This window comes from Microbacterium altimontanum, from assembly GCF_058349865.2.
In genome coordinates this window covers 426,674-450,853 of the sequence record NZ_JBYRJB020000004.1, presented here as the reverse complement: position 1 = coordinate 450,853, position 24,180 = coordinate 426,674, and the positions used below count along the sequence as shown (strand labels likewise).

The following is a 24,180-nucleotide window of genomic DNA, read 5'->3' as shown; positions in this document are numbered from 1 at the left end:
GCGTCACGAGCACCCTCGACGTGCTCACCAGCCGGGTCGCCGCCGCCGAGAAGACTGGCACTGACCTCGGCAAGGCCCTCGACGCAGCCATCGCCCGGATCACCGGCGTCGAGACCAAGAACACCAGCCAGGACACTGCGATCAGTGCGCTCGGCACGCGGATGACCGCGGCCGAGAAGTCGAGCACCGACGCCTCCAAGCTCGCCACCGACACCTCCAACTCGCTCGCGGGCGCCCTGACGCGGCTCACCGCGGTGGAGGGCAAGAACACGAGCCAGGACTCGGCGATCGACGCGGCGGTCAAGCGCCTGACCGCGGTGGAGGGCACGAACAAGACGCAGGATTCCTCGATCAGCTCCCTCACTACCCGCATGACGGATGCGGAGGCGAAGGACGAGACCCAGGACGCCTCGATCTCTACCCTCAACTCGCAGATGGCGGCTGTGAGGAAGGACACCGGCTGGGTTGAGATCAAGTCTGGATACGCGTCTGGTTTTGAGGGCGACGGAGTGGGGCCGCTCTCTTACCGGATCCGCGACAACGTCGTCTACCTGCGCGGCGGCATCGTGGGAACCATCCCCACGGGGAGCTACACGACGGTGATCTCGAGCCTGCCGACGGCCATCCGGCCCACACAGAGCGGAGCGCCGATCCGGCTCGGTGCGGCCTTCTCGGGAGCGACTCCGGGATTCGTTGAGATCCACGCCAACGGTCTCGTGAAGGCGGCGCAGTCCAGCGGAGCGAACAAGGTCTGGGTCTCGTTCGTAACCTCGTACCCCCTCGGCTGACCCACCGAGCAGAGGGGCCCGTGCGGCGCGCCGCACGGGCCCCTCTTACTGCCTGATCAAGAGCATTCGTCGCAGAGCGCGCCGTTCACCGAGTACTCGCCGCAGCTAGGGCACGTGTACTTCACGGCGCACGGGTCGCACATGCCGTCGAAGCTGTGGACTTCGAGCTTGCGGCCGCACTCAGAGCAGTGGAGCCGCTCGGCGCAAGCCTCGCACAGCCGGTCCAGGAGGTTCTCGGCTGGCTCCCCGCACTCGGTGCACGGCTCGAACCCCTGCGCCTCACGGTACGCGTCGTCAGCGGTCCAGGTGGCGACGAGCCGGACCATCTCCCCATGGGACAGCACGTCGTTGCGCACGCGGGCCGACGAGCTCGCCGGCTGCGTGTTGCCGCGCGCCCAGAGAGCGGTCGGCACCTGCACACGGTCCCACTTGTCGCCGGGGACCGTCCCCTGATCCGCCAGCTTCTCGTCCACGTAGGCGGTCGCCTGCGCGGTCGTCTCATCGCTGAGCTCGCGGCTGGTGAACACGAACCGGGAGCCCCACTGGATCCGCTGCCGGTTCCCGTTCTCGTCGGCCGCCGCATCGAACAGCGGGGTGCCCGAATCGGTCATCCCGTCGAAGTGCTCGTTCTCGTACCGGGCGAGGTGCACCTTGACCATCTCCTCCGGGGGCCCGTCGACCCACGAGACCCGGGCGCAAGAGCCGTCGGCGCGGACGGAGAACTTCGTGCCTGGGTAGGCAGCTGCCAGGTCCTTTCGGATCGCCACGTTCGTGTCCTTCAGCGACACGTACTTCGTGGGCTGCGTGCGAGACCCATCCGCCAGGGCGGGGATTGCGATCTCAGGTTCGGAACGAGCCTGAGATCCAAAGCGGCCGTCGGTGGCGCGGGCGTTCTCGCGTGCGGACTCGGCCGCCGTGCTGATGATCGTCATATCGACGATATACGCGGCACGGACTCCGCGACCGTGTGGTCGACTCAGAGTCGGATGTCGGGTCCGCTGTTCCACTTCGGGGCGAAGGAGCCAGCAGTCGAGCGTGCGGTGGTCTTGCCGCGCATGAGTTCCGCCGGCGGTGCCCCACCTCGCAACCGCGCCCGGCTCACAACTCCAGCGAGCCTCTCCAGCGCCTGCAGGCCGTTGGGCACGCTGCCCCAGGCTCGCGCGTCAGCGCGAGCTGCCGTGATCGCGTTGCCAAGGGTGGCGATCTCGTTCCGGTCCAGCGGCCGGCCGCCCGTCACGTCGCTCGGGCGGAGGATGCTGGCCAGGGTGACCAGATCGATGAGGTGTCGCTGCCTCTTGTCGTCGAGCATGACCTTGTATGCAGAGGACTTGCCGACCATGGCACCAAGGAGCGTCGGCCGCGGCATCTTTCCGATCCGGTCGCCGATGCGGACCCTGACGACCTCCGACCGGTCGAGAACCTTCTGCGCGCCGGGCGTCTCGATCGTCCTCCCACCGCCGGCGCCGCGCCTGCTGGCTGCTCGTGCGCCGAGGTGGCGTGGAATCAGCACGTCGATCACCGCTTTGCCTCGGACCCAGCGATGTTGGATACCACCAGACGATGTCTCGGCCACGAATCCGGCATCGCGCAGGGCCGACGTCACCGTGTACAGAATCTGTGGCTTGGCACGGACGTCGAGCACCGTGTCGATGTCGTCGGTCGGTCGGGCGATGAATGACCCACGGTCTGCACACCACAGGTGCACCATTTGACCGCCTACGAGAGTCCACCCCTCCGGCACCGCCTGGTACAGGTCCATCGCCGCACGCCAGCTCTCGGCCTGCGGGTCGGTCATTGCGGGCATTGTCACGACCCGGTCGCTCATTGCGCTGCCGTCTTGATCAAGTTGCGCGCCTGCTGCGCCTCTCGAGCCCCACCCTCAGCCAGATCGGCTGCAATCACGAGCCACGGCAGGGGTGACGGGATCTGGTCGAGACGCGATTCGACGACGTCGACGCTGTGGAGGATCACGTTCTCTGGACCACGAGCCCGGACTAGGAGGTGATCGGCAACTACGTCGTCGAGGTCCCTCTTGCGCACGTACCCCTCGGCGTGACCGAGTGAGCTCATGCCGGATCGCGGGTCGCTCACGCCGGAGGCCACGAACCGCGGGTCGTCGAGGAGCCCCTGAGGGTCGGGCGCCGCCCAACGCGACCGTGCTGCGCGCCGCGCCATCAGCGACGCGAGGAGCAGCACCGGATCATCTGCCGCGACGAGCCGCTGCAGCCGGACACGCGCTCGAGAACGCTCTGGCGAAGACAGACTGTCAGCGACGCCTCCGCTCGCGAGGTCGGCGTGCGCCCAGGAGACGCGCGGGCTGAGCGGCTGGCCGGCGCGTCTGGGCAGCGCGGGTATGCTCGCTGGGTCGATCAGCCAGCGGCCCGCGACCTTCTCGCCATCCAGGCGACCGAGGTCGATCAGCTCACGGACGCGCTGCTCGGAGACGCCGAGCTGACTCGCCACGCTGGCAAGACCGACCCACTCCATGCCTGTATCCCTTCGCTGACGCAAGTATACCGTCAACCAGCTATGCGCAGCGATCAGAGCCGGATGTCGGGTCCGCTGTTGCGCTTTGGGGCGAAGGAGCCCGCGGTGGAGCGCGCAGTCGTCTTACCGCGCGCGCTGGCCATCGCACGAGCGAACCGCGCTTCCTCGCGCGTCTGACGCGCCCACAACTTGCTCTGTGCCTCAGACAGCTGTGCGCTCGTCACTCGGGTGCCGTCCGACCGGGTGAACGGCCGGGTGTGCGACGGGTGGTTCTCCATGCCGCGCGGACCGAACGCGGTGGTCACGTAGTTCGCGCCCCCGCCGGCGTAGTTGTCCTCACGGTTGTATTCGTTGTTGCCGGTGAACCAGCCACCAGTCCCCCGTGTCCACCTCACCTTGTCGATCTCGGCCAGGACGGTCTGGGCGAGCCAGCCCTCCCGCGCGCGTTCGACGGCGTGATTGTTCTCCCCGATGTCCCAGGTCATCCGCCCGGTCTTCGCGTCGAACCTCACGAACAGCTCACCGTCATCGAACTCGGTCTGCGTCGAGCCCTGGCGCCCGGAGTTCTGCTTCTGCGGCGGCCGCGGCTCGTCGCGGAAGTACTCCGCATTCAGGATCCGCGCGGCGCGGTCGGTGACGTCCGTCGAGTCGTAAAGGTCTCGGCCCCCACCCCACCCGTTGTACCGGCGGCGCCCGCCGGCCTTCAGCAGCGCCTCCCGCAGGTGGTCGCTGTCTCGCTTCTGCTTCGCGGTGGCCTCGGACCACACCCTCTTGGCGAGAATGAGCCCCTCGTCAGCGATCTGGTTGTTCCGAGCGATGATCGCCCGCCGGATCGGGACGACCGCGGCGCGAGGCAGTGTGATCTCGCCGCGTTCCCATTCGTAGCAGCTCATCGTACGTCTCCCATCGGTTGCCTGACGTTGATGTACGCGGCTCAGCCCTTCGGCTTCGCGGGGGTCCATGCCTTGCTGGACGCGCGGACCGGGCGGCCCGTGCAGCCCAGGGTGAACGAGCATTTTGCCGGAGCGGTGCCTGTCCCCATGAACGCGTGCAGCCCGCAGCCGGGGCAAGCGAGGACCGTGCGGATGTTCGCGTCGCGGCCGCCACGGGACAGGTACGGGAGGACCGCCTTGTGCTCCTCGAGGAGCTGCTGCTGCGCGGCCGTGAGCTGGATGTGGTCGTAGCCGCCATCTGCCAGCATCTGATTCCAGGTGTGCGCCTTGGCGCGGGTCAGGATCACGAGCGCGATCTGCGCGGCTTGAGCGACAGGCGGCGCGAACGGCGAGTGCTCGAAGGGTTCGGCGACGGTTCGGCTCATGCCCTCTCTATGCGCGAGAGGCTACTCGGCGTCGCCGGTCGGCTGATAGGTGTCAGTGCGGACCAGGACGGGTGCTGCGCGGTCGTCGATCCTGCCGTCGAGCTGGATGCCGTTCACCCACGCGCCCGGGTTCGATATGTTGCCGAGTGCATACATGCACACCTGTACGGTGTCGTTCGTCGCCAGACCACTGCCCCGGAACGGCGTGATGGTGCCGTCGCAGCCGAACGGTCCGTCGTCGTATGGCCGGAGTGACATGCGGTCGCCCGCGTTGTTCAGCGCGTTCAGTCCCGAGGTGATCCGCCACGTGTCGGACCCGGGGAGAGCGTTCGCGATCTCGCGGATGCGGACCGTCACCCGCTGGACCACGATGTCCGGGCTGTCGGCAAGCCCCTCGCGCTCCAGCACCCAGGCGCGTTCCTTCTGCCCCACGGGCTTTGAGACGTCATCGAGCGCGAACAGCACGGTGGGCCGTGCCTCCGAGTCGGAGCTCGGCTGCCCGAGGTAGGAGACAACAGTGTCGCCCTCCTCGGGCAGGTCGTAGGAGGTCGTCAGCCACTTCGCCGGCACCTCGACGCCGGCGCCGTGCGGGATGCCGCTGGGCGGGATGAGAGGTTCGAACCGGCCGCCGGACGCGGCCTGCCCCACAGCGTCCCATTGCCCCTTGCTGTCGCCAGGAGCGCTCGAGGGACCATCCGAGCTCGAGGGCGCCTGTGCGCTGACCGTCGCGCTCGGCGCCGGTCCTGTGGCGTGCTCAGCGGGCGCGCACGCGGAGAGCAGGATGGCGGCGGCTGTGAGCGCCGTGACACCAGTCAGGGCGCGGAGCGGTCTACTGATCATCGGTCATCGCCTCTTTCAGGCTCATCGGCTCGTCGGTCGGGCCGAGGTCGAGGTGGAGGTGGTTGCACCCATCCGCGAACTCGTTCAGGTTGGGGGTGACTCGTCCGCGGCCGTAGCAGCCGAGCTGACCGGCGCCGGCGCCGGTCGGGGCGACCTTCCCGTACTCACGGATCATGGTGATCGAATGCGGGTCGGCGCCGGTCGTCGCAGTCCCTCCAAGGTAGCCGAAGTCCACGGCCTTCCCCTGCCAGTGGTAGGACTTCGTGCCGGCGCCTGGGGTCGCGCCGGTGCAGCGCCGGTTCAAGCTGTTCACAGACAACTTGTGGAACAGGCTGTCTGCCAGGAGGATCGTCTGCATCACCCGCACATCGAGCGTGCAGTCCGCGGAGATCGTCTCGCCCGCGGCGTACGCCTTGATCTGGTCGAGGGTCTCCGCCTGGTTGCCCCACCAGACGATCTCGCCGAGCGCGGTGACGTCGAGGATCTTCTTCGCGAGCTCCTGCTCGTCTCCTGACGCAAGCGTCCCCTCGCCGGTCGGGGCGCACGGGTTGCCCGAGGGGCTGTCGCCTGCGACAGCACCCGGCCAGCCGATCCCCTCGGGCACCGGGATCGGGGTCGCAGCGTCCCCGAGCTTGTCCCAGACGGCCTCGGCGAGGGCCACCTTCGCGGCGTACCGGTCGGGGAACGCGGAGATCTGCACCTTCTGCGCGACGGTCCCCGGTTCCATGGCCTGCCAGCCGGTGATGCCGTTCATCCGCTCGAAGAACCGGGCGGCGGCAAACGACGGCGTCATCAGCCGGCGGATCACACCCTCGGGGTCGTTGTCCCAGTGGGAGCCGGGGATCTCGCCCCACGTGTAGGTCGCCTGCTGCTGCATGATGCCCACGCTCGCGTGGTCGGTGCCCACCGCGTCGTGGTCGAGGGTCAGGCTGTACGCGAGCTTGTCGTAGCCCTGCTGGCGGGCGACCGTCGGGCTGCCGTCCTCGGGCCCGATGACCCCGTCGTTCGCGTAGTTGCGGAATCCGCTCTCGACTGCGGCGGTGATCAGCCCGACGATCGCGGCCTCCTTCGCGTTCTCGGGGAACATGGTCTTCGCGACGCCCATGACCGCCTTCATGTTCGCGGTCTGCTTCTCGTTGTACGTGACGCCGAGGAACGTGAACTCCTCGCCGACGAGCACACCCCCGGTCCCCGAGCTCGGGGTGCACTGGCCCACCGTACCGAAGTGGTACGACAGCGCCGTCTCGTAGACACGCTCGGCGTCGGCCCTCGACAGTCCGTAACCCTGGAGGCCTGCCATGTATGCGGCGCGCTCGGCCTTGGCCGCGGCCACCGCGTCATCCCCCTCCCCGGGGACGAGGCCTTCGCCGTCGTACCCGCCGCCGGCGCCGATGCCGCGGGCCCCGGCGTGCTGGAGCGCTGCACGCAGCTTCTTGACGTCGAAGTCATCGGTGCCCCGCACGGTGATCACCGCGAGCACAATCTCCCAGGTGAGGTTGTGGGCTGAGGCGAGCGCCTGGGCGCGGGCGAGGTCCTCGGCGTCAAGGCCCGCAGCCTCCACCGCGTCCCGCGCCTGCGTGGAGTCCGCGCTTGCCAGCGACGCGGCGGTGAGAGTGATCGCGAGGGCAACCGACCCGGGGACCGCGAGGACCACGAGCAGGGCGAGGATCCCGATGGCCGCCCCGATGCGGCGGCCGATTCTCGTCCGCGCCGCGCCGAGGACTGCGCCCTTGATCGCGCCGGGCACGCCGCCGCCGGTCGCCGCCCCCTTCGCTGCGGAGGCCGCGATCGTCTTGACGGTGTCCTTGGCGCCGGTGGCCGCCGGTCCCCCGATGATGTCGCGGGCTGCTCCCAGCTTCCCTGTCGCGGCGCTGAGCTTACCCCCGGCGCGGGCCGGGGCTCGCCCCTCCGACAGTGAGCGCGCCGGACGGCCCGCGCCGGGCGCGGGTTCACCGTTCGGCGTCTGGACCATCGGTGCCTCTATGCGGCGGCGATGTGCGCCAGGTCGTCGGCGTACTCGTCGACGACCTCGCCGAGGATGTCGCGCACGGCGTCGCGATCCGCCTCAGGACCTGCGGCTGCGGCGTCGTCGAGCGCGGCGCTTGCGGCCCCGGGGACGGCGTCGAGCATGACCGCGCCGAGGCTTGCGACGACGGCGGCCTGGTCGGGGTGCTCGTCGAGGTAGGACAGGAGGCTCGCGGCGGTGAGCCCGAACTGGGCGGGCAGGACTGTGGGCAGCTGCTGTCGGGCGTGGTGGACGGCGGTCTCGGGCGGGTTCGGGAACAGGTGGCTGATGTCGATGGCGTCGAGCACCTCGTCGGGCTCGCCGGCCTGCCATGCCTCGACGCGGGCGAGGTCCACAGGGTTCTCGATGTCCAGGCCGTGCAGGGCGAGGATGTCCACCCAGCCCTCCCGCGAGTCGTAGAGGCCGGAGGCCTGCAGTTCGAGGGCGACGCGCACGAGCCACTCGGCGTCGGTCTCCGGGCGGGGCTCTGCGCCCTCCTCCTCGAGGATCTGGAACCGCAGCCCGATCTGCTCGGGCAGCCACAGCAGCGGCAGCCACATCATCGACGCGTCGACGCCGGCGAACGTGCCGCCGCGGCGGTACAGCGGGATCGGGACGGTGACCACCGGGTCGGAGATGATCTCCTCCGGGTCAAGGCCGAGCCTGCCCGCGAACTCGATGAACCGCTCGGCGCTGGCCAGCGCGTCGGCGGAGAGGATCAGCTCCTCCCCCTCGTCCAGCAGGAAGGGGCGGCGGGTGACGGCCATGGGGATCTCCTCGCGAGGTGCGACTGGCGCCCGGTCGTTCCGGGCTCGTCACATACCCTGCGAAAGGTCACCGCAGGCGGCATCTGCGAAGGGGCGACGTCCGCAGAGATGCGAGTTGGCTACAGCTCGAACAGGAACGTGTCGCCGTCAACGTGCCTCATGCCGGTGATCTCTTCGCCGGTGCACCCTGCGCCGCTCATCGGGAACACGAGCTGGTCGATGCGCTCCCGGTCGGCGTCCTCGGGCTGGAGGTTCGCGTACGGCCGAGGCGAGTCGCCCGCGTCAGCGGGCCCGATCACCGTGTCGAAGTCGAGGCAGGCTCCCTCGTCGGTGTAGTTCATCTCGAACACGAGCGCCTGGGCGCCCGGGTACAGCCGGAGGCCCGCGGCCCGGACGGCGGCGCCGGCGAGGTCGTCGTCGAACCGGCGCTCGTCGAGCGCGGCGAGGTGCGCCTCCTCGGCCTGGGTGAGCTCGTCGCGGTCGTCCGTCGGGGCGGGAATGACGGCCTCAGGTTCGGAGTGAGCCTGCGGGGCGAAGCGCCCGTCTGAAGCTCGAGCGGATTCACGGGCGGCCTCCGCGGCGGGGTTGATGTTCGTCATCGATCGCTCCTGTCCGCGATCCCCTGCGCCGCCCGGCCGTCCATCTCGGGGAGCTCGTTGTACAGTCCGTCGCGCTCGGTGACCTCCAGCTGCTCGGCGACGTGCAGGGCGGGGGTCTTGCTTCCGGGTGCGGCGGTCAGGTCGAGGTTGTACTCGTACCAGCCGTCGTGGTCCTCCTCCGGCAGCTCCAGGTACGCGGAGACGTCGGACCCCATCTCGCAGATCGCGTCGGCGGCGTCATCCAGTGCCTGCATCTGATCCGCGGTGAGGTCGGCTGCTCGCTCATCCTCCTCGATGTCGAACGTGTCGTCGGGGCCGAGCAGCTCGGAGAGCCGGATGTCATCATCAGAGTCATACCAGGAGCGGGTGAACACCGCGGTGGTCGCCCACGGGAAGTGCTCGCGGAGCTTTCCGACCGCCTCGTCCCGGCACGCCTCGAAGTACGCGGTCTGTGCGCCGCTGAACAGGGCGGCCGCCTGCTGGCGCCGCTCGACCAGCGTCTCCACGCTCGCGCTCGCGAACGAGATCGCGACCTCCGGTTCAGAGTGGGCCTGGGCTGCGAATCGTCCGTCGGATGCGCGGGCGGCCTCGCGGGCGGCCTCGGCGCTGGCGCTGATCTCCATGGTCAGGATGTACGCGGCGGTCAGTTGGCGGCGGCCCGGCGCGCGATGAGCGCGAGCTCGACGCAAGCCCCGAGGGCTTGCCCCTCACCGGCGGATGATGAACGGCGGCAGGCCGTCGTCGCTGTCGTCGAGGGCATCCGGGTTCTCGATGCGGCTGACGTGGTCTGCGAGTTTCTCCCAGGCAGCAGCATCCCGACCCCAGGAGTCGATGGCCACCGGCTGTCCGCCCGCATCCAGCGCGTCACGCAGCTCCAGCCGGCCGGAGCCGTCGTAGGAGATCTCGATGGCGGCAACACCCTCCGGCATGCCGTTGCGGATCGCGTCGACGTGCTCCTCGTCGGCGCTGCGTTCAGCGGCCGGCTCGGTGAGCTGGAACGTGCACAGGCCACGACGGCGGTCGTACTCGGCGTCAACCGTCTCGGAGATCCAGCGGGCGTCGTCGGCGATCTGGCGGAGCACCATCTCGGCCTCGTACGTGTCGTCGATGTCCGCCTCGATCTCATCTCCGTCGGCGTCGTGCAGCGCGCTGATCGACACCCAGCAGAAGTCTCCGTCGCCATCCTCGAGGACCGTGACTGAGGCAGCATCCGGGAACTGCTCGCGGAGCAGTGCCGACGCCAGGTCGATCGCTGGGCGCTGGAGCGCGACCTGCGCCTCATGGAGCGCGGCAACCTGCGCCTCGAACGAGGCCTTGCGGGCGGCGACCGCGTGGCTCAGATCAGACCCGTCGCTCGCGGCGGGGATGGCGACCTCCGGTTCAGAATGAGTCTGAGGTCCGAAAGTGCCGTCGGCGGCTCGACTGGATTCGCGGGCGGCCTCGGCGGTGGTGCTGATCGTCATGTCGAGGATGTACGCGGCGTGTGTCGCCGTGCGACGCACGGGCTCGCGAGCGCCTTTGGCGCTCGCTCACCCAGACCTGGCAGCCTGCCAGGGCACCCGAAACGGAAAACTCCCAGGTCAGAGCGGAGAAGTGACCGAAACGCGGGGTCGACCTGCCAGCCGTGCCAGGCTCGTGCCAGGCCGGGGAAAGCTCAAAAGCCCAGGTCAGAGGAAAGAAACGGCTCGCGTGCCGGAAAACCGCGTGCGGTAGTAGGTATCCATATAGAGAGAGGGAGAGACAGGGCCCCTCTTCTACTACTTACTTACTTCTTCTCTTCTGGAAGACTATAACTAACTAGGCATCCTGGCACGGCCCGGCTCTTCCCCAGTCGAGAGTAGGTCAAAGTGCCTCTCGAATATCCCGGCATCGGCCTGGTACCCCCTGGCAGGAAGCCAGGCTAGCCTGGCACGGCGACCGTTCTTCGAAGCTGCGTACTGATATGGCGCTCGGCGCTCGGAACATTCTCACGAGAGGCAGGAAGCGCCCTTCTCGGCCCGCGACGGCCCGGCTGATCGGCGAGACCCGCGCCGCGTCCACCCTGGGTACGTTCCTGCGCTCGTTCGCCCACGGGCATGTCCTTCAGCTCGTCCGCCGATTCGCGGGCGGGCAAGACGGATCTGCAACGCCAGCATGCGAGCAGCGTCGGCCGCATGGGATGTCATCACGATGGGGTCGAGGCACTGTCAATACTTTCGCTCTAGAGGCGGCGCAGCGCCATTCTGTTGAGCACGGGCAGTCGGCGGGTCAGCCCGGTGCGCAGCTGAGGGCAATCACAGACCGACATCCGGTCAGCTGTGCTGCTTGCCGGCGAACTGGCCTCCGGCGCGAGACCCACGAGCAACCCGCCCTTGAGCGCCAGTGTCGTGTTGCTGCTGCTGCGTGTGCCGGCGCGCTTGCCGCTGCGCCTCATCGACCCCTTCCTGGTCCCAATCGCGATGTTCGAAGACCCGATCGCGCAACGCGAGTCGGAACTCCGAGGCCTGCCATCCGGGTGTCGCGAACAGGTCCGCGTACGTCTGCGCGAGGCTCGAGTAGCCGTCCCAGTCCATCTGTGCCCGGCGATCCATCCGCAGGACGAGCAGGTCGCTTCCGGCAGGCAGCTCGCTGAGCCGTTCGACGTCACCCGAGACGTACGCGATCCGCTGGCCGATGTGTGCGACCGTGTTCTGTCCGCCGAGATGGTGGACGGCTGCATCCGCTCCGCCCCACGCGAATGCCTCTGCGGCCTCCATCACATCGTTGGCCGCCTGAAGGCTCGTGCGAACGATCTGGTCGCGCGGCAGATTGCGCCATGCGCAGAGGATGGTGAGCACCTTTTCGGGGCTGACCGTTGAGAAGCCGCCTGTGGTCCGCGGTGCGATCGCACCGATGTCGATGAGTTTCCGGCAGGCGAGCTGGGCGGTGGACACTGGCACCCCGGCGCTGTACGCGAGGTCTGCATAGTTACTCCAGCGCCGTTCGCCCCGCAGGGCAGCGTCAGCGATCGCTCGCCACACTAGTTCGTTGCCCTTCACAATCCACCTCCGACAGGAAAACCTGATACCGCGCCACCAGGAAAACATGTTACCACGTCGACAGGAAAACCTGCTGTCCCTGTTATGCGCGGCAGGGCCATACCAGCGACCACGGGCTCGCACCTCCCACCACAACGTGGTCGCCGAAGAGCAACGACCGTAGGGCGTCGAGCGGCTCGATCGGTAGCGGCTCCGCCGGTCGACGGAGTCTTCGCAGGGTAGCCGTAGGATGCGATCGACGACGGGACAGGAATGACGGAACAGCCGCCGCGAGGCAAGACCACCGCGAAGTCGAACGACCAGTCGTTCGCTCTGAAGGCAAACTCCGCCCCGGAGGCGACGCTGTCCGATGAGGGACAGGCGAGCATCGTCCGGATCATGCAGCGGTACGCCGCGGACTTCGACCGCCTAGCCGCCTACGACCGCGGTGAACTTGCCGCGCCACCTGAGCAGCTGGCCACAGCGAGAATCGGCGCAGACGACGTCGAGCAGATCGTCGCCGAGCTCAGGGAGCGCTACCCCGCCGACGAGCGACTGGGTATCCAGAAGGATGACTCGATCCACAGTGTCCTCGGACAGATCGACCAGACGTTCGGCGGCCAGGACCTCTACCCGTCCGCGCAGGAGAAGGCCGCGAATCTGCTCTACCTGATCGCCAAGGACCACCCGTTCTCCGACGGCAACAAGCGCACGGCCGCCGCCCTGTTCGCGTACTTCCTCGACCGCAACGGCATAGACCTGGATAAGGCGGTCCCCGGCAACATGCTCACCGCGCTCACCCTGATCGCCGCGTCAAGTGACCCTGCCAGGAAGGACGAGACGGTCACCCTGATCCGAAGCCTCCTGGCGTCCGAGTGAGACGGGCGCGCATAGGGGTGCGAAAACCTCACCTGCACACCTGGTGAGGAAGACGTCACCTCCGGAGCAGACACATGACGCTGGCAGCGGCCAGGACCACCCTCGAAGACCGCTATTTCCAGCGGATGGCGGCTGCGCTCGGCGACAAGGCGCAGCTCGCAACCTGGCTCACGCCGGGCACCGTCGCCGACGTCGGCGCGGGAGGCGGAGAGCTCTCCTCGCTGTTCGCCGCGACGGACGGCGTGACCGACGTGTACGCCATCGACGACGCACCCGACGCGCTCGCGCGCCTGGACCAACTGCCCGGCGTCACGGCGATCGCCGGCTCCTTGGAGCAGCTGCCCGCGCTCGCGCCGCTGGACAACGTCGTGTTCTGCAGCGTGCTGCACGAGGTCTACTCCTACGCAGGCGGCTACCCGGCCGTCGAGCACGCGTTCAACCTCGCCGCAGCCGCGCTCCGGCCCGGCGGCCGCCTCATCATCCGCGACGGCGTCATTCCCGATCGCCCCGACGACCCCGCGACCCTGTCCGCGCCTGACGCCCAACTTGTCGCCGACTACGTCACCCTCTCCCCTCATCCCGAGCTCGCCCTCGCCCGCGGCGCCGACGGTCTGTGGCGCGGCACTCGGCACGCTGTCGCCGAAGCGGCGCTCACCCTCACATGGGGCAGGCGCTCGCTCCCCCGCGAGTCGCAGGAGCGGTACCAGCTCGGCACGCTCGACGGCTACGCGCAGCGAGTCGTCGCAGCTCGCCCGCTGCGCCTGATCGCCGCACGCTCCTACGTGCAGCCCGAGTACGTCGAGCACCTGTCTGCGTACACGCTCACCGACCCGTTCGGCGCCTGGTTCCCGAGCACCAACGCCGTCTGGGTGTACGAGAAGACTCAGTGAGAAGCCGGTGTCGCGGTCGCAGTTCCGCGTCCTCCGCGCCGGGGCACTGGGTTACCGATGATCACGGCTGCTCGCAGTTCTTGAGCCCGCACCGCGCATAGACCTGTCATGCAGACAGTTGAACTCCCCGACTCAGCAGTAGAGATCCTTGAGGACATCAAGGCGAACCTCGCGAGCCACCCGCGCGTGCTCACCGTTGAGCAGGCCGCCGAAGCACTGGGCGTGACGACCCGGATCATCGCGGACGCGACTCGCCGCGGTGAGATCGCCGCCTTGAAGCTCGGGCGCTCCTGGCAGTACCCGCAGTCGGCGCTCGTCGCGTGGTCGGCGAACCGACTCCGTCCTCGTCAGGACGCCCCCGGCGAGCAACCGCAGCCGCCGGTCGAGCAGCCGGCCCCCACGAACTTCGCGTCCGGCAGGTCCTCCAAGGCCCGCTCGCGTACGGCGGCAGCCGCCTGATAACACCCCTCTTCACCCCGAAACGCCCGCGGTCTCCGCGGGCGTTTCTTGTTGGTTGCAACCAACAAACCGGGCTAATCTGGCCTGAACAAGGCCGTTCCGGCGCTCGGACCCCGAAACCGGATCTGTTGTTGGTTGACCACAGTTATACCGCGTGACCAGGCGTTCTCTGTATGAACTTGCTGGAATCGACGGGAATCCGGCGAATGCTGCCGGAGGCGAAAAGGGCTGGTTGGGTGGGTTCGACTCCCACCACCGGCACGAGTGACGGCTAGACGCGCGACGGTGTCCGTGGACGTTCACCAAGGGCCGCACCGCCGACGGGATCCTGCGCCCCCGCGAATCGTCGCGTCAGGCGTCCAGCGCCCGCTCGGCCGAGCGCAGCAGGAGATCGGCCTGCGCGAGGTGCTCCTCCAGAGCCCGCTCGGGCGGCTCGTCCGGGAGGCTCCCCCGCCGCATCGCCTCACCTCGCTCGAGCGCCGTCGCAATGTCGGCGAGCAGCTTCCACCGCAGTCCGATCGCCGCGTCGAGTCCGCGCCGCGCATCCGCGGCCGAGATCCGGTGTCCTTCTTCGGCGGCCCCCTTCAGGTAGGCGTCGAGGGCCTCGTCGACCAGCGGGATGACGACGGCGGCCGATGCGTCCCCGCGACGCACCGACGAGAACAGCAGCGACGCCAGATCGGCGCCCACCGGGCCGGGGCCCACCGACTCCCAGTCGATCAGGACCGTCTCGCCGTCGTCGACGAAGACGTTCGCCCCCACCGCGTCGTGGTGACAGAGCGTCTGCGGCAGCGCCTCGAGAACGGCGCGGAGCCGCCGTTGGTCGTCGATGAGCTTCTCCGTCGCCGCGACCCGGTCGCCGAGCCGTGCGGCGACGGCCGGATGCCGCCGGCGCAGGGTCGCGCGGGCGCCGGCGACGGCCTCCGGCTGGCTGTGCCGGTCGATCCAGCCGCGGAACAGCCACGGATCGCGCAGATCGCGACCGAGCCAGCGGGCCGACATCCCGCCGAGCACCCGCGCCGCCTGCAGGATCGACGCCGCGTCGAGCGGCCGCCCGCCGTGGTGACGCACCTCCTCGAGCCACAGCACGGTGCGTCCGTCCTCCTCGGCGACGCTGCCGTACAGCCGGGGAGCGCGCAGCGCCGGGCCCAGGGCATCGAGCGCGCCCGACCGATATGCGGCGAACTCCCGCGTGGCATTGTCGGTGAGATACGGCACGGCAAGGTGCGGACCCTCCGTGGCCTTCTCGATCATCGACCACTCCACGACGCCGCCGTCGGCCACGAGGGCGTATCCGCGCAGCCGGCCGACGGCGCGGTGCGCGAGGAACGCGTCGTACTCCAGCGGCTCCCGGCGTACGCCCCGGAGGCCGACGACGTTCTGCCCCACCGCCGCGGCGACGGCCTGGCGCAGCCCACGCGCTTCGCTCATCCGACCGACACTACCCGTGCGGGAGACGACGAAACGGGATGCCTCGGCCGAGGCATCCCGTTCTCCGGATCTCGTCGACTACTTCTGGTGGTCGCGGTAGATCGGCGCCGCGCCGTGCACGGCGTCGCCCACCTTGTGGATGCGGATGTCGTTGGTGGACCCGATGATGCCGGGAGGAGAACCGGAGATCACGACGACCTTCTCGCCGACCTTCGCGAGTTCGCGGCCGAGGAGGAACTCGTCGACCTGGATGAACATCAGGTCGGTGTGCGGCACGTGCTCGACGAGCGCGGAGTGGATGCCCCACGTCAGCGCCATGCGACGGCGGATCGCCGGCTCCGGGGTGAACGCGATCATCGGCATCTTCGGCCGCAGGCGCGACATCCGGCGCGCGGTGTCGCCCGACTCGGTGAAGATGCAGACGTACTTCGCGTCGATGAACTCGGCGACCTCGAGGGCCGCCGCGGTGATCGCGCCGCCCTGCGTGCGGGGCTTCGTGCCCAGGGGAAGGATGCGCTCGAGCCCGTGCTCCTCGGTCGACTCGATGATGCGCGCCATCGTCTGCACGACGACGACCGGGTAGTCCCCCACGCTCGTCTCGCCGGAGAGCATCACCGCGTCGGCGCCGTCGAGTACGGCGTTCGCGACGTCGCTCGTCTCGGCGCGGGTCGGCACGGGGTTGTTGATCATCGACTCGAGCATCTGCGTCGCCACGATGACGGGCTTCGCCATCCGGCGTGCCAGCTCGACCGCCCGCTTCTGGACGATCGGCACCGCCTCCAGCGGCAGCTCGACGCCGAGGTCGCCGCGGGCGACCATGATGCCGTCGAACGCGTCGATGATCTCCTCGAGGTGGTCGACGGCCTGCGGCTTCTCGATCTTCGCGATCACCGGGATGCGGCGGCCTTCCTCGGCCATGATCACGTGCACGCGCTCGACGTCGCTCGCATCGCGCACGAACGAGAGCGCGATGATGTCGGCGCCGGTGCGCAGGCCCCAGCGGAGGTCGGCCTCGTCCTTCTCGCTCAGCGCCGGCACGTTGACGGCGACGCCGGGCAGGTTGATGCCCTTGTTGTTGGAGACCGGCCCGCCCACGATGACCTTGGTGGTGACGACGGTGCCGTCCGTGGAGACCACCTGCACCCGGACCTTGCCGTCGTCGATGAGGAGGAAGTCGCCGGGCTTGACATCCTGCGGAAGCCCCTTGAACGTCGTGCCGACGATCTCCTTCGTGCCGAGGATCTCCTCGGTCGTGATCTTGAAGATGTCACCCTCGGCGAGGTCGTGGGGCCCGTCGGCGAACTTGCCGAGGCGGATCTTCGGACCCTGCAGGTCGACCAGGATGGCGACCGGGCGCTTCGCATCCTCCGCCGCCTTGCGCACGTTGGCGAAGTTGTTCTCGTGCACGGAGTAATCGCCGTGACTGAGGTTGAAGCGGGCGACGTCCACACCGGCGTCGATGATCGCGCGGACCATCTCGTACGACGATGTGGCGGGGCCCAGGGTGGCGACGATCTTCGCGCGTCTCATACCGAGCTCTACTCCGGGGGTTTCGGGAAAGGATGCTGTTAGTAAAGGGATTTGTCACAAAGGACGAGTCGTCGCCAGCCTACGCGGGCGCGAGGCCGATTGCGACATCCGTGGGCGCGACCGGAGCCGGGAGCTGAGTCGCGCCGGTGAGGTAGCGGTCGACGGCGGCCGCGGCGGCACGCCCTTCGGCGATCGCCCACACGATCAGCGACTGCCCGCGCCCGGCGTCGCCGGCGACGAACACGCCAGGCAGCGCCGTCTGGTAGTCGGCGTCGCGCTCGAGGGTTCCGCGACCGGTGAACACCGCGTCGACCTGCTCCTGCAGCTCGTCGCGCTCGGGGCCGGTGAAGCCCATGGCGATGAGCACGAGATCGGCCGGGATCTCCCGTTCGGTGCCCGCCTTCGGCACGCGAGCGCCGTCGACGAACTCGGTGTCCGCCACGCGCAGCGCGCGCACGGCGCCGTCGTCGTCGGTGAGGAACTCGACGGTCGACGCCAGGTAGGCGCGTTCGCCGCCCTCCTCGTGCGAGGACTGCACCTCGAACACGGTGGGGAACATCGGCCACGGCTGGTGCACCGGGCGCACGTGCGACGGCTGGCGGCCGATCGCGAGGTTCGTGACCGAGCGCGCGCCCTGCCGGTGCGCGGTGCCGATGCAGTCCGAGCCGGTGTCGCCGCCGCCGATGACGATGACGTGCTTTCCCGCCGCGGTGATCTGGTCGGCCACCTCGTCGCCCGCCGCCGCCCGGTTGCCCTGCACGAGAAACTCCATCGCGTAGTGCACGCCGTCGGCGTCGCGGCCGGGGATCGGAAGGTCGCGCGGCACCGTGGCACCCGTGGCCACCACGACGGCGTCGTAGCGTGCGCGCAGCTGCTCCCAGGTGATGTCGCGACCGATCGCCACACCAGGGCGGAACTTCGTGCCCTCGGCCTCCATCTGGCGCAGGCGGGCGTCGAGCACGTCCTTCTCGAGCTTGAAGTCGGGGATGCCGTAGCGCAGCAGACCGCCGATGCGGTCGTCGCGCTCGAACACCGCGACGGTGTGCCCCGCGCGCGTGAGCTGCTGGGCGGCAGCGAGGCCCGCCGGCCCCGAGCCGACGACGGCGACGGTCTTCCCGGTGAGGCGCCCGGGTGGTTCCGGCTCGATCCAGCCGTGGATGAACGCCTCGTCGGCGATCGTCTGCTCGATGCGCTTGATCGTGACGGCCGGCTGGTTGATCCCGAGCACGCAGGCGCTCTCGCACGGTGCCGGGCAGAGCCGTCCGGTCAGCTCCGGGAAGTTGTTCGTGGCGTGCAGGCGCTCGCTCGCGGCGTGCATCTCGTCGCGGTAGGTGAGGTCGTTCCACTCCGGGATGAGGTTGCCCAGCGGGCATCCGGTGTGGCAGAACGGGATGCCGCAGTCCATGCAGCGGCTCGCCTGGCGGCGCACCACGGGACCGTCGGTGGCCTCGTACACCTCCTTCCAGTCCATGATGCGCACCGCGACGGGCCGGCGCGGCGGCAGCTCGCGCTCGGTCACCTTCAGGAAGCCCTTCGGGTCAGCCATGGGTCACCTCCAGAATGCGGGTCCAGACGACGTCGCCGTCGGGGTCGAGTCCCTCGTCGACGGCGGCGCGGCGCGTCTGCAGCACGGCGGCGTAGTCGCGCGGCAGCACCTTGACGAACTCGCCCACCGCGGTGTCCCAGTCGTCGAGCAGGGCGGCCGCGAGGGTCGAACCGGTCTCGGCGAGATGCCGCTCGAGCAGATCGCGTACGATCTCCGCATCCCCCGCGCCGAGCTCGGAGAGCTGCAGCTCGCCGGTCGCGAGCGCTTCGCTGTTCACATCGGCGGCGTCGAGCCGGTGCACGTAGGCGGTGCCGCCCGACATCCCCGCTCCGAGATTGCGGCCGGTGTCGCCGAGGATCACGGCGAGGCCGCCGGTCATGTACTCGAGGGCGTGGTCGCCGACGCCCTCGACGACGGCGGTCGCGCCGGAGTTGCGGACGAAGAAGCGCTCGCCCACGACGCCGCGCAGGAACATGCTGCCGCTCGTCGCGCCGTAGCCGATGACGTTTCCGGCGATGACGTTCTGCGCCGCGTCGAAGCGGGCGCCGCGCGGCGGGCGCACGACGATCTGGCCGCCCGACAGGCCCTTGCCGACGTAGTCGTTGGCGTCGCCCTCCAGCCGCAGCGTGATCCCGGCGGGAAGGAACGCGCCGAAGGACTGACCGGCCGACCCCGTGAGGTCGAGCTCGATCGAGTCGGTCGGCAGACCGTTCTCGCGGTGCGCCTTCGTGAGATGGTGGCCGAGCATCGTGCCGATCGCCCGGTCGGTGTTGTGCACGGCCGCGGCGATGCGGATGTGTCCGCCGTGGGCGAGCACGTCCCGGGCCCGCGCGATGATCGGCACGTCGAAGTGCTCCTCGATGCCGTGGTCCTGGTCGCGCAAGTGGCGGCGCGGCTCGTCCGCGGCGAACGCCGGTCCGTGCAGGACGGGCGTCAGGTCGAGCCCCTCGGTCTTGAAGTGGCGCACCGCCTCGTCGACATCGAGCAGCTCGGCGTGGCCGACGGCCTCTTCGATCGATCGGAACCCGAGCGCCGCGAGGTGCTCGCGCACCTCCTCGGCGATGAACTCCATGAAGTTGATCACGAACTCGGGCTTGCCGGTGAAGCGCTCCCGCAGGACCGGGTTCTGGGTGGCGACGCCGACGGGGCACGTGTCGAGGTGGCAGACGCGCATCATGACGCATCCGGAGACCACGAGCGGGGCGGTCGCGAACCCGAACTCCTCCGCGCCCAGGAGCGCGGCGACGATGACGTCACGGCCGGTCTTCAGCTGCCCGTCGGCCTGCACGACCACCCGATCGCGCATGCCGTTGAGCATGAGGGTCTGCTGGGTCTCAGCGAGTCCGAGCTCCCACGGCGTGCCCGCGTGCTTGAGCGAGTTCAGCGGGCTCGCCCCGGTGCCGCCGTCGTGCCCCGAGATGAGGATGACGTCGGCCAGCGCCTTGGCCGTGCCGGCCGCGACCGCTCCGATGCCCGACTGGCTCACGAGCTTGACGTGCACCCGCGCGGCGGGATTCGCGCGCTTGAGGTCGAAGATGAGCTGCTTGAGATCCTCGATGGAGTAGATGTCGTGATGCGGCGGTGGCGAGATGAGGCCGACTCCCGCCGTGGCGTGCCGGGTGCGCGCCACCCAGGGGTACACCTTCGCGGGTGGCAGCTGGCCGCCCTCCCCCGGCTTGGCGCCCTGGGCGAGCTTGATCTGGATGTCGTCGGCCTCGGTGAGGTAGAGGCTCGTCACGCCGAAGCGCCCGGAGGCCACCTGCTTGATCGCGCTGCGGCGCTGTGGGTCGAGGAGCCGGTCGACGTCCTCGCCGCCCTCACCGGTGTTCGACTTGCCGCCGATCGCGTTCATCGCGATCGCCAGGGTCTCGTGCGCCTCGCGGGAGATCGAGCCGTAGCTCATCGCGCCCGTCGAGAAGCGCTTGACGATGGCCGAGACCGGCTCGACCTCGTCGAGGGGAACCGGGGGGCGCTCCCCCGTGCGGAGCCGGAACATTCCGCGCAGGGTCTTCAGCTCCTGCGACTGGTCGTCGACGAGCCGGGTGTACTCGCGGAACACGTCGTAGCGACGGGTGCGGGTGGAGTGCTGCAGCCGGAACACGGTCTCCGGGTTGAACAGGTGCGGCGGGCCGTTGCGGCGCCACTGGTACTCGCCGCCGGTCCACAGCCGCTCGTGAGCGCGGACGGCCTCATCCTCCGGGTACGCGAAATCGTGGCGCACCTGGTTCTCGGCCTCGATCTGCTCGAGCCCGATGCCGCCGATCTTCGACTCGGTGCCCGTGAAGTGCTCGGCGATGAGCTCCTCGCTCAGGCCGATCGCCTCGAACACCTGCGCGCCGCTGTACGACGACACCGTCGAGATGCCCATCTTCGACATGATCTTCAGCACGCCCTTGCCGAGGGCGTAGATCACGTTCGCGACGGCCTTCTCCGGGGTGATGCCGGTGATCGCGCCGGAACGGACGAGGTACTCGACGGTCTCCATAGCGAGATACGGGTTCACCGCGGAGGCGCCGTACCCGAGCAGGGTCGCGACGTGGTGCACCTCGCGCACGTCGCCCGCCTCCACGACGAGCCCGACCTTCATCCGGTTCTCGCGCCGGATGAGGTGGTGGTGGATCGCGGCCACCATGAGCAGCGACGGGATCGGGACGAGGTCCTTGTTCGAATCGCGGTCGGACAGGATGAGGAACTCGGCGCCGGCGTCGATCGCGGCGTCGACCTCGGCGCACATCTCGGCCAGGCGCCGGCGCATCGTGCCGGGGCCGGCGTCGAAGTGGTACAGGCCGCGGATCGTGACCGCACGCCGGCCGGGCATCGTCCGCTCGATGTTCTGGATCTTCGCGAGCTCGTCGTTGTCGAGCACGGGGAAGTCGATCGTGATCTGCCGCGCGTGGTCGGGCCCCCAACCGAGCAGGTTCCGCTCGGGTCCGATGCCGGCCTGCAGGCTCGTCACGACGGCTTCGCGGATGGAATCGAGGGGCGGGTTCGTCACCTGCGCGAACGCCTGCGTGAAGTAGTCGAACAGGAGCCGCGGGCGGTCGCTGAGCACCGCGATCGGCGTGTCAGTGCCCATCGCGCCGATGGGCTCGGCGCCGGTCTGGCCCATCGGGGTCAGCAGGATGCGCACCTCCTCCTCCGTGTACCCGAACGTGCGCTGACGGCGGGTGATCGAGGCGATCGGATGCACGATGTGCTCGCGCTCGGGAAGCTCGCCGAGGGCGAGCTTCTGCCGCAGCCACAGCTCCCACGGGTGCAGGCCCGCGAGCTCCGCCTTGATCTCCTCGTCTTCGACGATGCGCCCCTGCGCGGTGTCGACGAGGAACATCCGGCCGGGCTGGAGCCGGCCGCGCCGCTGGATGCGCTCGGGCTCGATGTCGAGCACTCCGGTCTCGCTGCCGATGACGACCAGCCCGTCCGTCGTCTGCGTCCATCGTCCCGGGCGCAGGCCGTTGCGGTCGAGGGTCGCGCCGACGAGGGTGCCGTCGGTGAAGATCATCGCCGCCGGCCCGTCCCACGGCTCCATCTGCAGGGCGTGGTACTCGTAGAACGCGCGCAGGTCGGGCGCGAGGTCGGTGCGCTTCTCGTAGGCCTCGGGCACCATCATGAGCATCGCGTGCGGCAGGCTGCGACCGGTGAGGGTCAGCAGCTCGAGCACCTCGTCGAACGAGGCGGAGTCGCTCGCTCCCTCGGTGCAGATGGGAAGCAGGGGACGGATGTCGCCGAGCAGCTCGGACTCCAGCTGCGACTGGCGGGCGCGCATCCAGTTGCGGTTGCCGCCGACGGTGTTGATCTCGCCGTTGTGGGCGAGCATCCGCAGGGGCTGCGCAAGCTGCCACGACGGGAACGTGTTGGTCGAGTAGCGGGAGTGCACGACCGCGAGCTCCGACGCGAAGCGCTCGTCCTGCAGATCCGGGTAGAACGGCTCGAGCTGAAGGGTCGTGACCATGCCCTTGTAGCCGAGCGTGCGCGCCGACAGGGAAACAAAATACGCGCCGAGCTCATGCTGGGCGCGTTTGCGGACGCGGAAGACGCGTCGGTCGAGGTCGAGGCCGCTCAGCGCCGGCGCTCCCCCGATCGCCGGGCGCGACAGGAAGAGCTGCTCGAACGCGGGGCGCGCGTCGAGGGCGAGCTTGCCCAGGTGGGCCTCGTCGGTCGGCACGTCGCGCCAGCCGAGCACCTCGAGGTTCTCGCTGCGGGCGATCTGCTCGATGCCCCGCTTCTGCTCGGCGCGGGCCGACGCGTCCCGGGGCAGGAAGACCATTCCCGCGGCGTACTCCCCCACGGGCGGCAGCGCGAAGTCAGTGACCGCGCGCAGGAACGCATCCGGCATCTGGGTGAGGATGCCTGCGCCGTCGCCCGTGCCGGCGTCGGACCCGATGGCGCCGCGGTGCTCGAGGTTGCGCAGCGCCGTCAACGCGAGCGTGACGATGTCGTGCCCGGCTTCGCCGCGCAACGTGGCGACCATGGCGAGGCCGCACGCGTCCTTCTCGAACGCCGGGTTGTACATGCCCTGTCGGGGCGGGAGAGCACCCCCTGGGGTGTGCTCGCGGGGGGTCGCGGACATGGGCCGTCCTCACTTGGGAATCAGATGGGACGACGTCGGCCCAAGGGGAAGAGGAGATCGCGCGCGGACGCGGGCTACTTCACCGCGGCGGCCGGTGCGGCAATCGCGTTCGTGGCGCGGGCCGCGGATTCTCCGTCGTCGTCAGGAGCGCTGACGTCGACGAATTCAGGGGTGTCTGACGATTGTACAGCCCCCCGACCCTTCCACTCGCGTCCGGGTCGGTACGGCGACGGCTCGAGGCCCGGATGGCGGTGCTTCTGCACCACCATGATGATGAGGCCGATGATGACGCCGAAGATCGCCGCCCAGACGTTGGTGCGCAGGCCGAGGAACACGTCGCTGGGATCGATGCGGATGGACTCCCAGACGATGCGCCCGGCGCTGTACCAGACGAGGTAGAGGCCGAACAGACGGCCCCACTGCAGCCGGAACCGATGGCCGGCCCACAGCAGCACCGCAGCGCCGAGGAGGTTCCAGATCATCTCGTACAGGAACGTCGGGTGGAAGAGCGTCCCGGCCGGCAGTCCGGCAGGGAAGGCGGGGTTCGACGACTCGATCTCGAGTCCCCACGGGACGTCCGTCGGAAGGCCGAACAGCTCATGGTTGAAGTAGTTGCCGAGGCGCCCCATCGCCTGCGCGATGATGAGGCCAGGCGCCAGGGCGTCCGCGAAGCTCCAGAACCGGATGCCGGTCCACTTGCAGCCGAGCAGCGCGCCGATCGCGCCCCCGATGAGGGCGCCGTAGATCGCGATGCCGCCTTCCCAGATGTACAGGGCCGAGACCGGGTTCTTACCCGGGCCGAAGTAGAACGACCAGTGCGTGAGCACGTGGTACGCCCGGGCGCAGATGATCGCCAGCGGCACTGCGATAAGACAGATATCGATGACGACCCACGGCTCTGCTCCCCGCTTGGTGAGCCGGTGATTCGTCAGCAGCGTCGCGACGATGATGCCCGCGATGATGCACAGCGCGTAGAAGTGGATCCGCAGCGGCCCGATGTCGAAGTAGCTGATCGAGGGACTCGGGATGCTGGCGAGAACGCCATTGAGCGCGCTGGCGGGGGCAAACGTCATGGGTA

At 69.2% G+C, this 24,180-nt stretch carries 21 protein-coding genes; 4 read left to right on the top strand and 17 right to left on the bottom strand.

Annotated features, from left to right (window positions below; all coding sequences use genetic code 11):
• Window positions 1-788, top strand: a 788-nt coding sequence (locus tag AC3RX1_RS09595) for a hypothetical protein (RefSeq protein WP_491501002.1), incomplete at its 5' end; no start/stop codon positions are given.
• Between the two features lie 56 nt (window positions 789-844).
• Here the strand turns inward: AC3RX1_RS09595 and AC3RX1_RS09590 are convergent.
• From AC3RX1_RS09590 to AC3RX1_RS09535, 12 genes are all read right to left on the bottom strand, one after another.
• Window positions 845-1,720: an LPD29 domain-containing protein gene (locus tag AC3RX1_RS09590; protein ID WP_491501001.1), complete on the bottom strand. Its 876-nt coding sequence runs from the start codon at window positions 1,718-1,720 to the stop codon at window positions 845-847.
• Window positions 1,721-1,764: 44 nt separating this feature from the next.
• A complete protein-coding gene (locus AC3RX1_RS09585) occupies window positions 1,765-2,496 on the bottom strand; it encodes a hypothetical protein (RefSeq protein ID WP_498239303.1) in 732 nt (243 codons plus the stop codon).
• A 113-nt stretch (window positions 2,497-2,609) separates the two neighbouring features.
• The gene (locus tag AC3RX1_RS09580) at window positions 2,610-3,275 is read right to left on the bottom strand and encodes a helix-turn-helix domain-containing protein (protein ID WP_491500999.1); all 666 of its coding nucleotides are present in this window, start codon (window positions 3,273-3,275) and stop codon (window positions 2,610-2,612) included.
• A gap of 53 nt (window positions 3,276-3,328) precedes the next feature.
• Window positions 3,329-4,168, bottom strand: a complete 840-nt coding sequence (locus AC3RX1_RS09575; protein ID WP_491500998.1) for a hypothetical protein — start codon at window positions 4,166-4,168, stop codon at window positions 3,329-3,331.
• A 41-nt stretch (window positions 4,169-4,209) separates the two neighbouring features.
• The gene (locus AC3RX1_RS09570) at window positions 4,210-4,593 is read right to left on the bottom strand and encodes a hypothetical protein (protein WP_491500997.1); all 384 of its coding nucleotides are present in this window, start codon (window positions 4,591-4,593) and stop codon (window positions 4,210-4,212) included.
• Between the two features lie 21 nt (window positions 4,594-4,614).
• Window positions 4,615-5,433, bottom strand: coding sequence for a hypothetical protein (locus AC3RX1_RS09565; protein ID WP_491500996.1), 819 nt, complete (start codon window positions 5,431-5,433; stop codon window positions 4,615-4,617).
• A complete protein-coding gene (locus AC3RX1_RS09560; RefSeq protein WP_491500995.1) occupies window positions 5,423-7,405 on the bottom strand; it encodes a hypothetical protein in 1,983 nt (660 codons plus the stop codon). Before AC3RX1_RS09560 ends, AC3RX1_RS09565 begins: the two co-directional genes overlap by 11 nt.
• 8 nt (window positions 7,406-7,413) lie before the next feature.
• Complete coding sequence (locus tag AC3RX1_RS09555) at window positions 7,414-8,205, bottom strand: hypothetical protein (RefSeq protein ID WP_491500994.1); 792 nt, start codon at window positions 8,203-8,205, stop codon at window positions 7,414-7,416.
• 119 nt (window positions 8,206-8,324) lie between these two features.
• Complete coding sequence (locus tag AC3RX1_RS09550) at window positions 8,325-8,804, bottom strand: hypothetical protein (protein WP_491500993.1); 480 nt, start codon at window positions 8,802-8,804, stop codon at window positions 8,325-8,327.
• Complete coding sequence (locus AC3RX1_RS09545) at window positions 8,801-9,427, bottom strand: hypothetical protein (protein ID WP_491500992.1); 627 nt, start codon at window positions 9,425-9,427, stop codon at window positions 8,801-8,803. Before AC3RX1_RS09545 ends, AC3RX1_RS09550 begins: the two co-directional genes overlap by 4 nt.
• An 84-nt stretch (window positions 9,428-9,511) precedes the next feature.
• Window positions 9,512-10,267 carry a hypothetical protein gene (locus AC3RX1_RS09540; RefSeq protein WP_491500991.1) on the bottom strand — a complete coding sequence of 252 codons (756 nt, stop codon included), beginning with the start codon at window positions 10,265-10,267 and terminating at the stop codon, window positions 9,512-9,514.
• Window positions 10,268-11,095: 828 nt separating this feature from the next.
• On the bottom strand, window positions 11,096-11,869 hold the full coding sequence (locus tag AC3RX1_RS09535) for a hypothetical protein (RefSeq protein ID WP_491500990.1): 774 nt from the start codon (window positions 11,867-11,869) through the stop codon (window positions 11,096-11,098).
• A 204-nt stretch (window positions 11,870-12,073) separates the two neighbouring features.
• Between AC3RX1_RS09535 and AC3RX1_RS09530 the strand changes: the two genes are divergently transcribed.
• From AC3RX1_RS09530 to AC3RX1_RS09520, 3 genes are all read left to right on the top strand, one after another.
• A complete protein-coding gene (locus AC3RX1_RS09530) occupies window positions 12,074-12,679 on the top strand; it encodes a type II toxin-antitoxin system death-on-curing family toxin (RefSeq protein WP_491500989.1) in 606 nt (201 codons plus the stop codon).
• 74 nt (window positions 12,680-12,753) lie between these two features.
• Window positions 12,754-13,569, top strand: a complete 816-nt coding sequence (locus AC3RX1_RS09525) for a methyltransferase domain-containing protein (protein WP_491500988.1) — start codon at window positions 12,754-12,756, stop codon at window positions 13,567-13,569.
• Window positions 13,570-13,677: 108 nt separating this feature from the next.
• The gene (locus AC3RX1_RS09520; protein ID WP_491500987.1) at window positions 13,678-14,028 is read left to right on the top strand and encodes a helix-turn-helix domain-containing protein; all 351 of its coding nucleotides are present in this window, start codon (window positions 13,678-13,680) and stop codon (window positions 14,026-14,028) included.
• A 351-nt stretch (window positions 14,029-14,379) separates the two neighbouring features.
• Here AC3RX1_RS09520 and AC3RX1_RS09515 read toward each other — a convergent pair whose 3' ends face one another.
• The 5 genes from AC3RX1_RS09515 to lgt form a co-directional block, all read right to left on the bottom strand.
• A complete protein-coding gene (locus AC3RX1_RS09515; protein ID WP_491500986.1) occupies window positions 14,380-15,459 on the bottom strand; it encodes a phosphotransferase in 1,080 nt (359 codons plus the stop codon).
• 78 nt (window positions 15,460-15,537) lie between these two features.
• On the bottom strand, window positions 15,538-16,989 hold the full coding sequence (gene pyk / locus AC3RX1_RS09510; RefSeq protein ID WP_491500985.1) for a pyruvate kinase: 1,452 nt from the start codon (window positions 16,987-16,989) through the stop codon (window positions 15,538-15,540).
• Between the two features lie 79 nt (window positions 16,990-17,068).
• Window positions 17,069-18,535 (bottom strand): glutamate synthase subunit beta, encoded by a 1,467-nt coding sequence (locus AC3RX1_RS09505; RefSeq protein WP_491500984.1) that lies wholly within the window; start codon window positions 18,533-18,535, stop codon window positions 17,069-17,071.
• The gene (gene gltB / locus AC3RX1_RS09500; protein WP_491500983.1) at window positions 18,528-23,102 is read right to left on the bottom strand and encodes a glutamate synthase large subunit; all 4,575 of its coding nucleotides are present in this window, start codon (window positions 23,100-23,102) and stop codon (window positions 18,528-18,530) included. Before gltB ends, AC3RX1_RS09505 begins: the two co-directional genes overlap by 8 nt.
• A 74-nt stretch (window positions 23,103-23,176) precedes the next feature.
• Window positions 23,177-24,175, bottom strand: coding sequence for a prolipoprotein diacylglyceryl transferase (lgt, locus tag AC3RX1_RS09495; protein ID WP_491500982.1), 999 nt, complete (start codon window positions 24,173-24,175; stop codon window positions 23,177-23,179).
• Window positions 24,176-24,180: the final 5 nt, after the last annotated feature.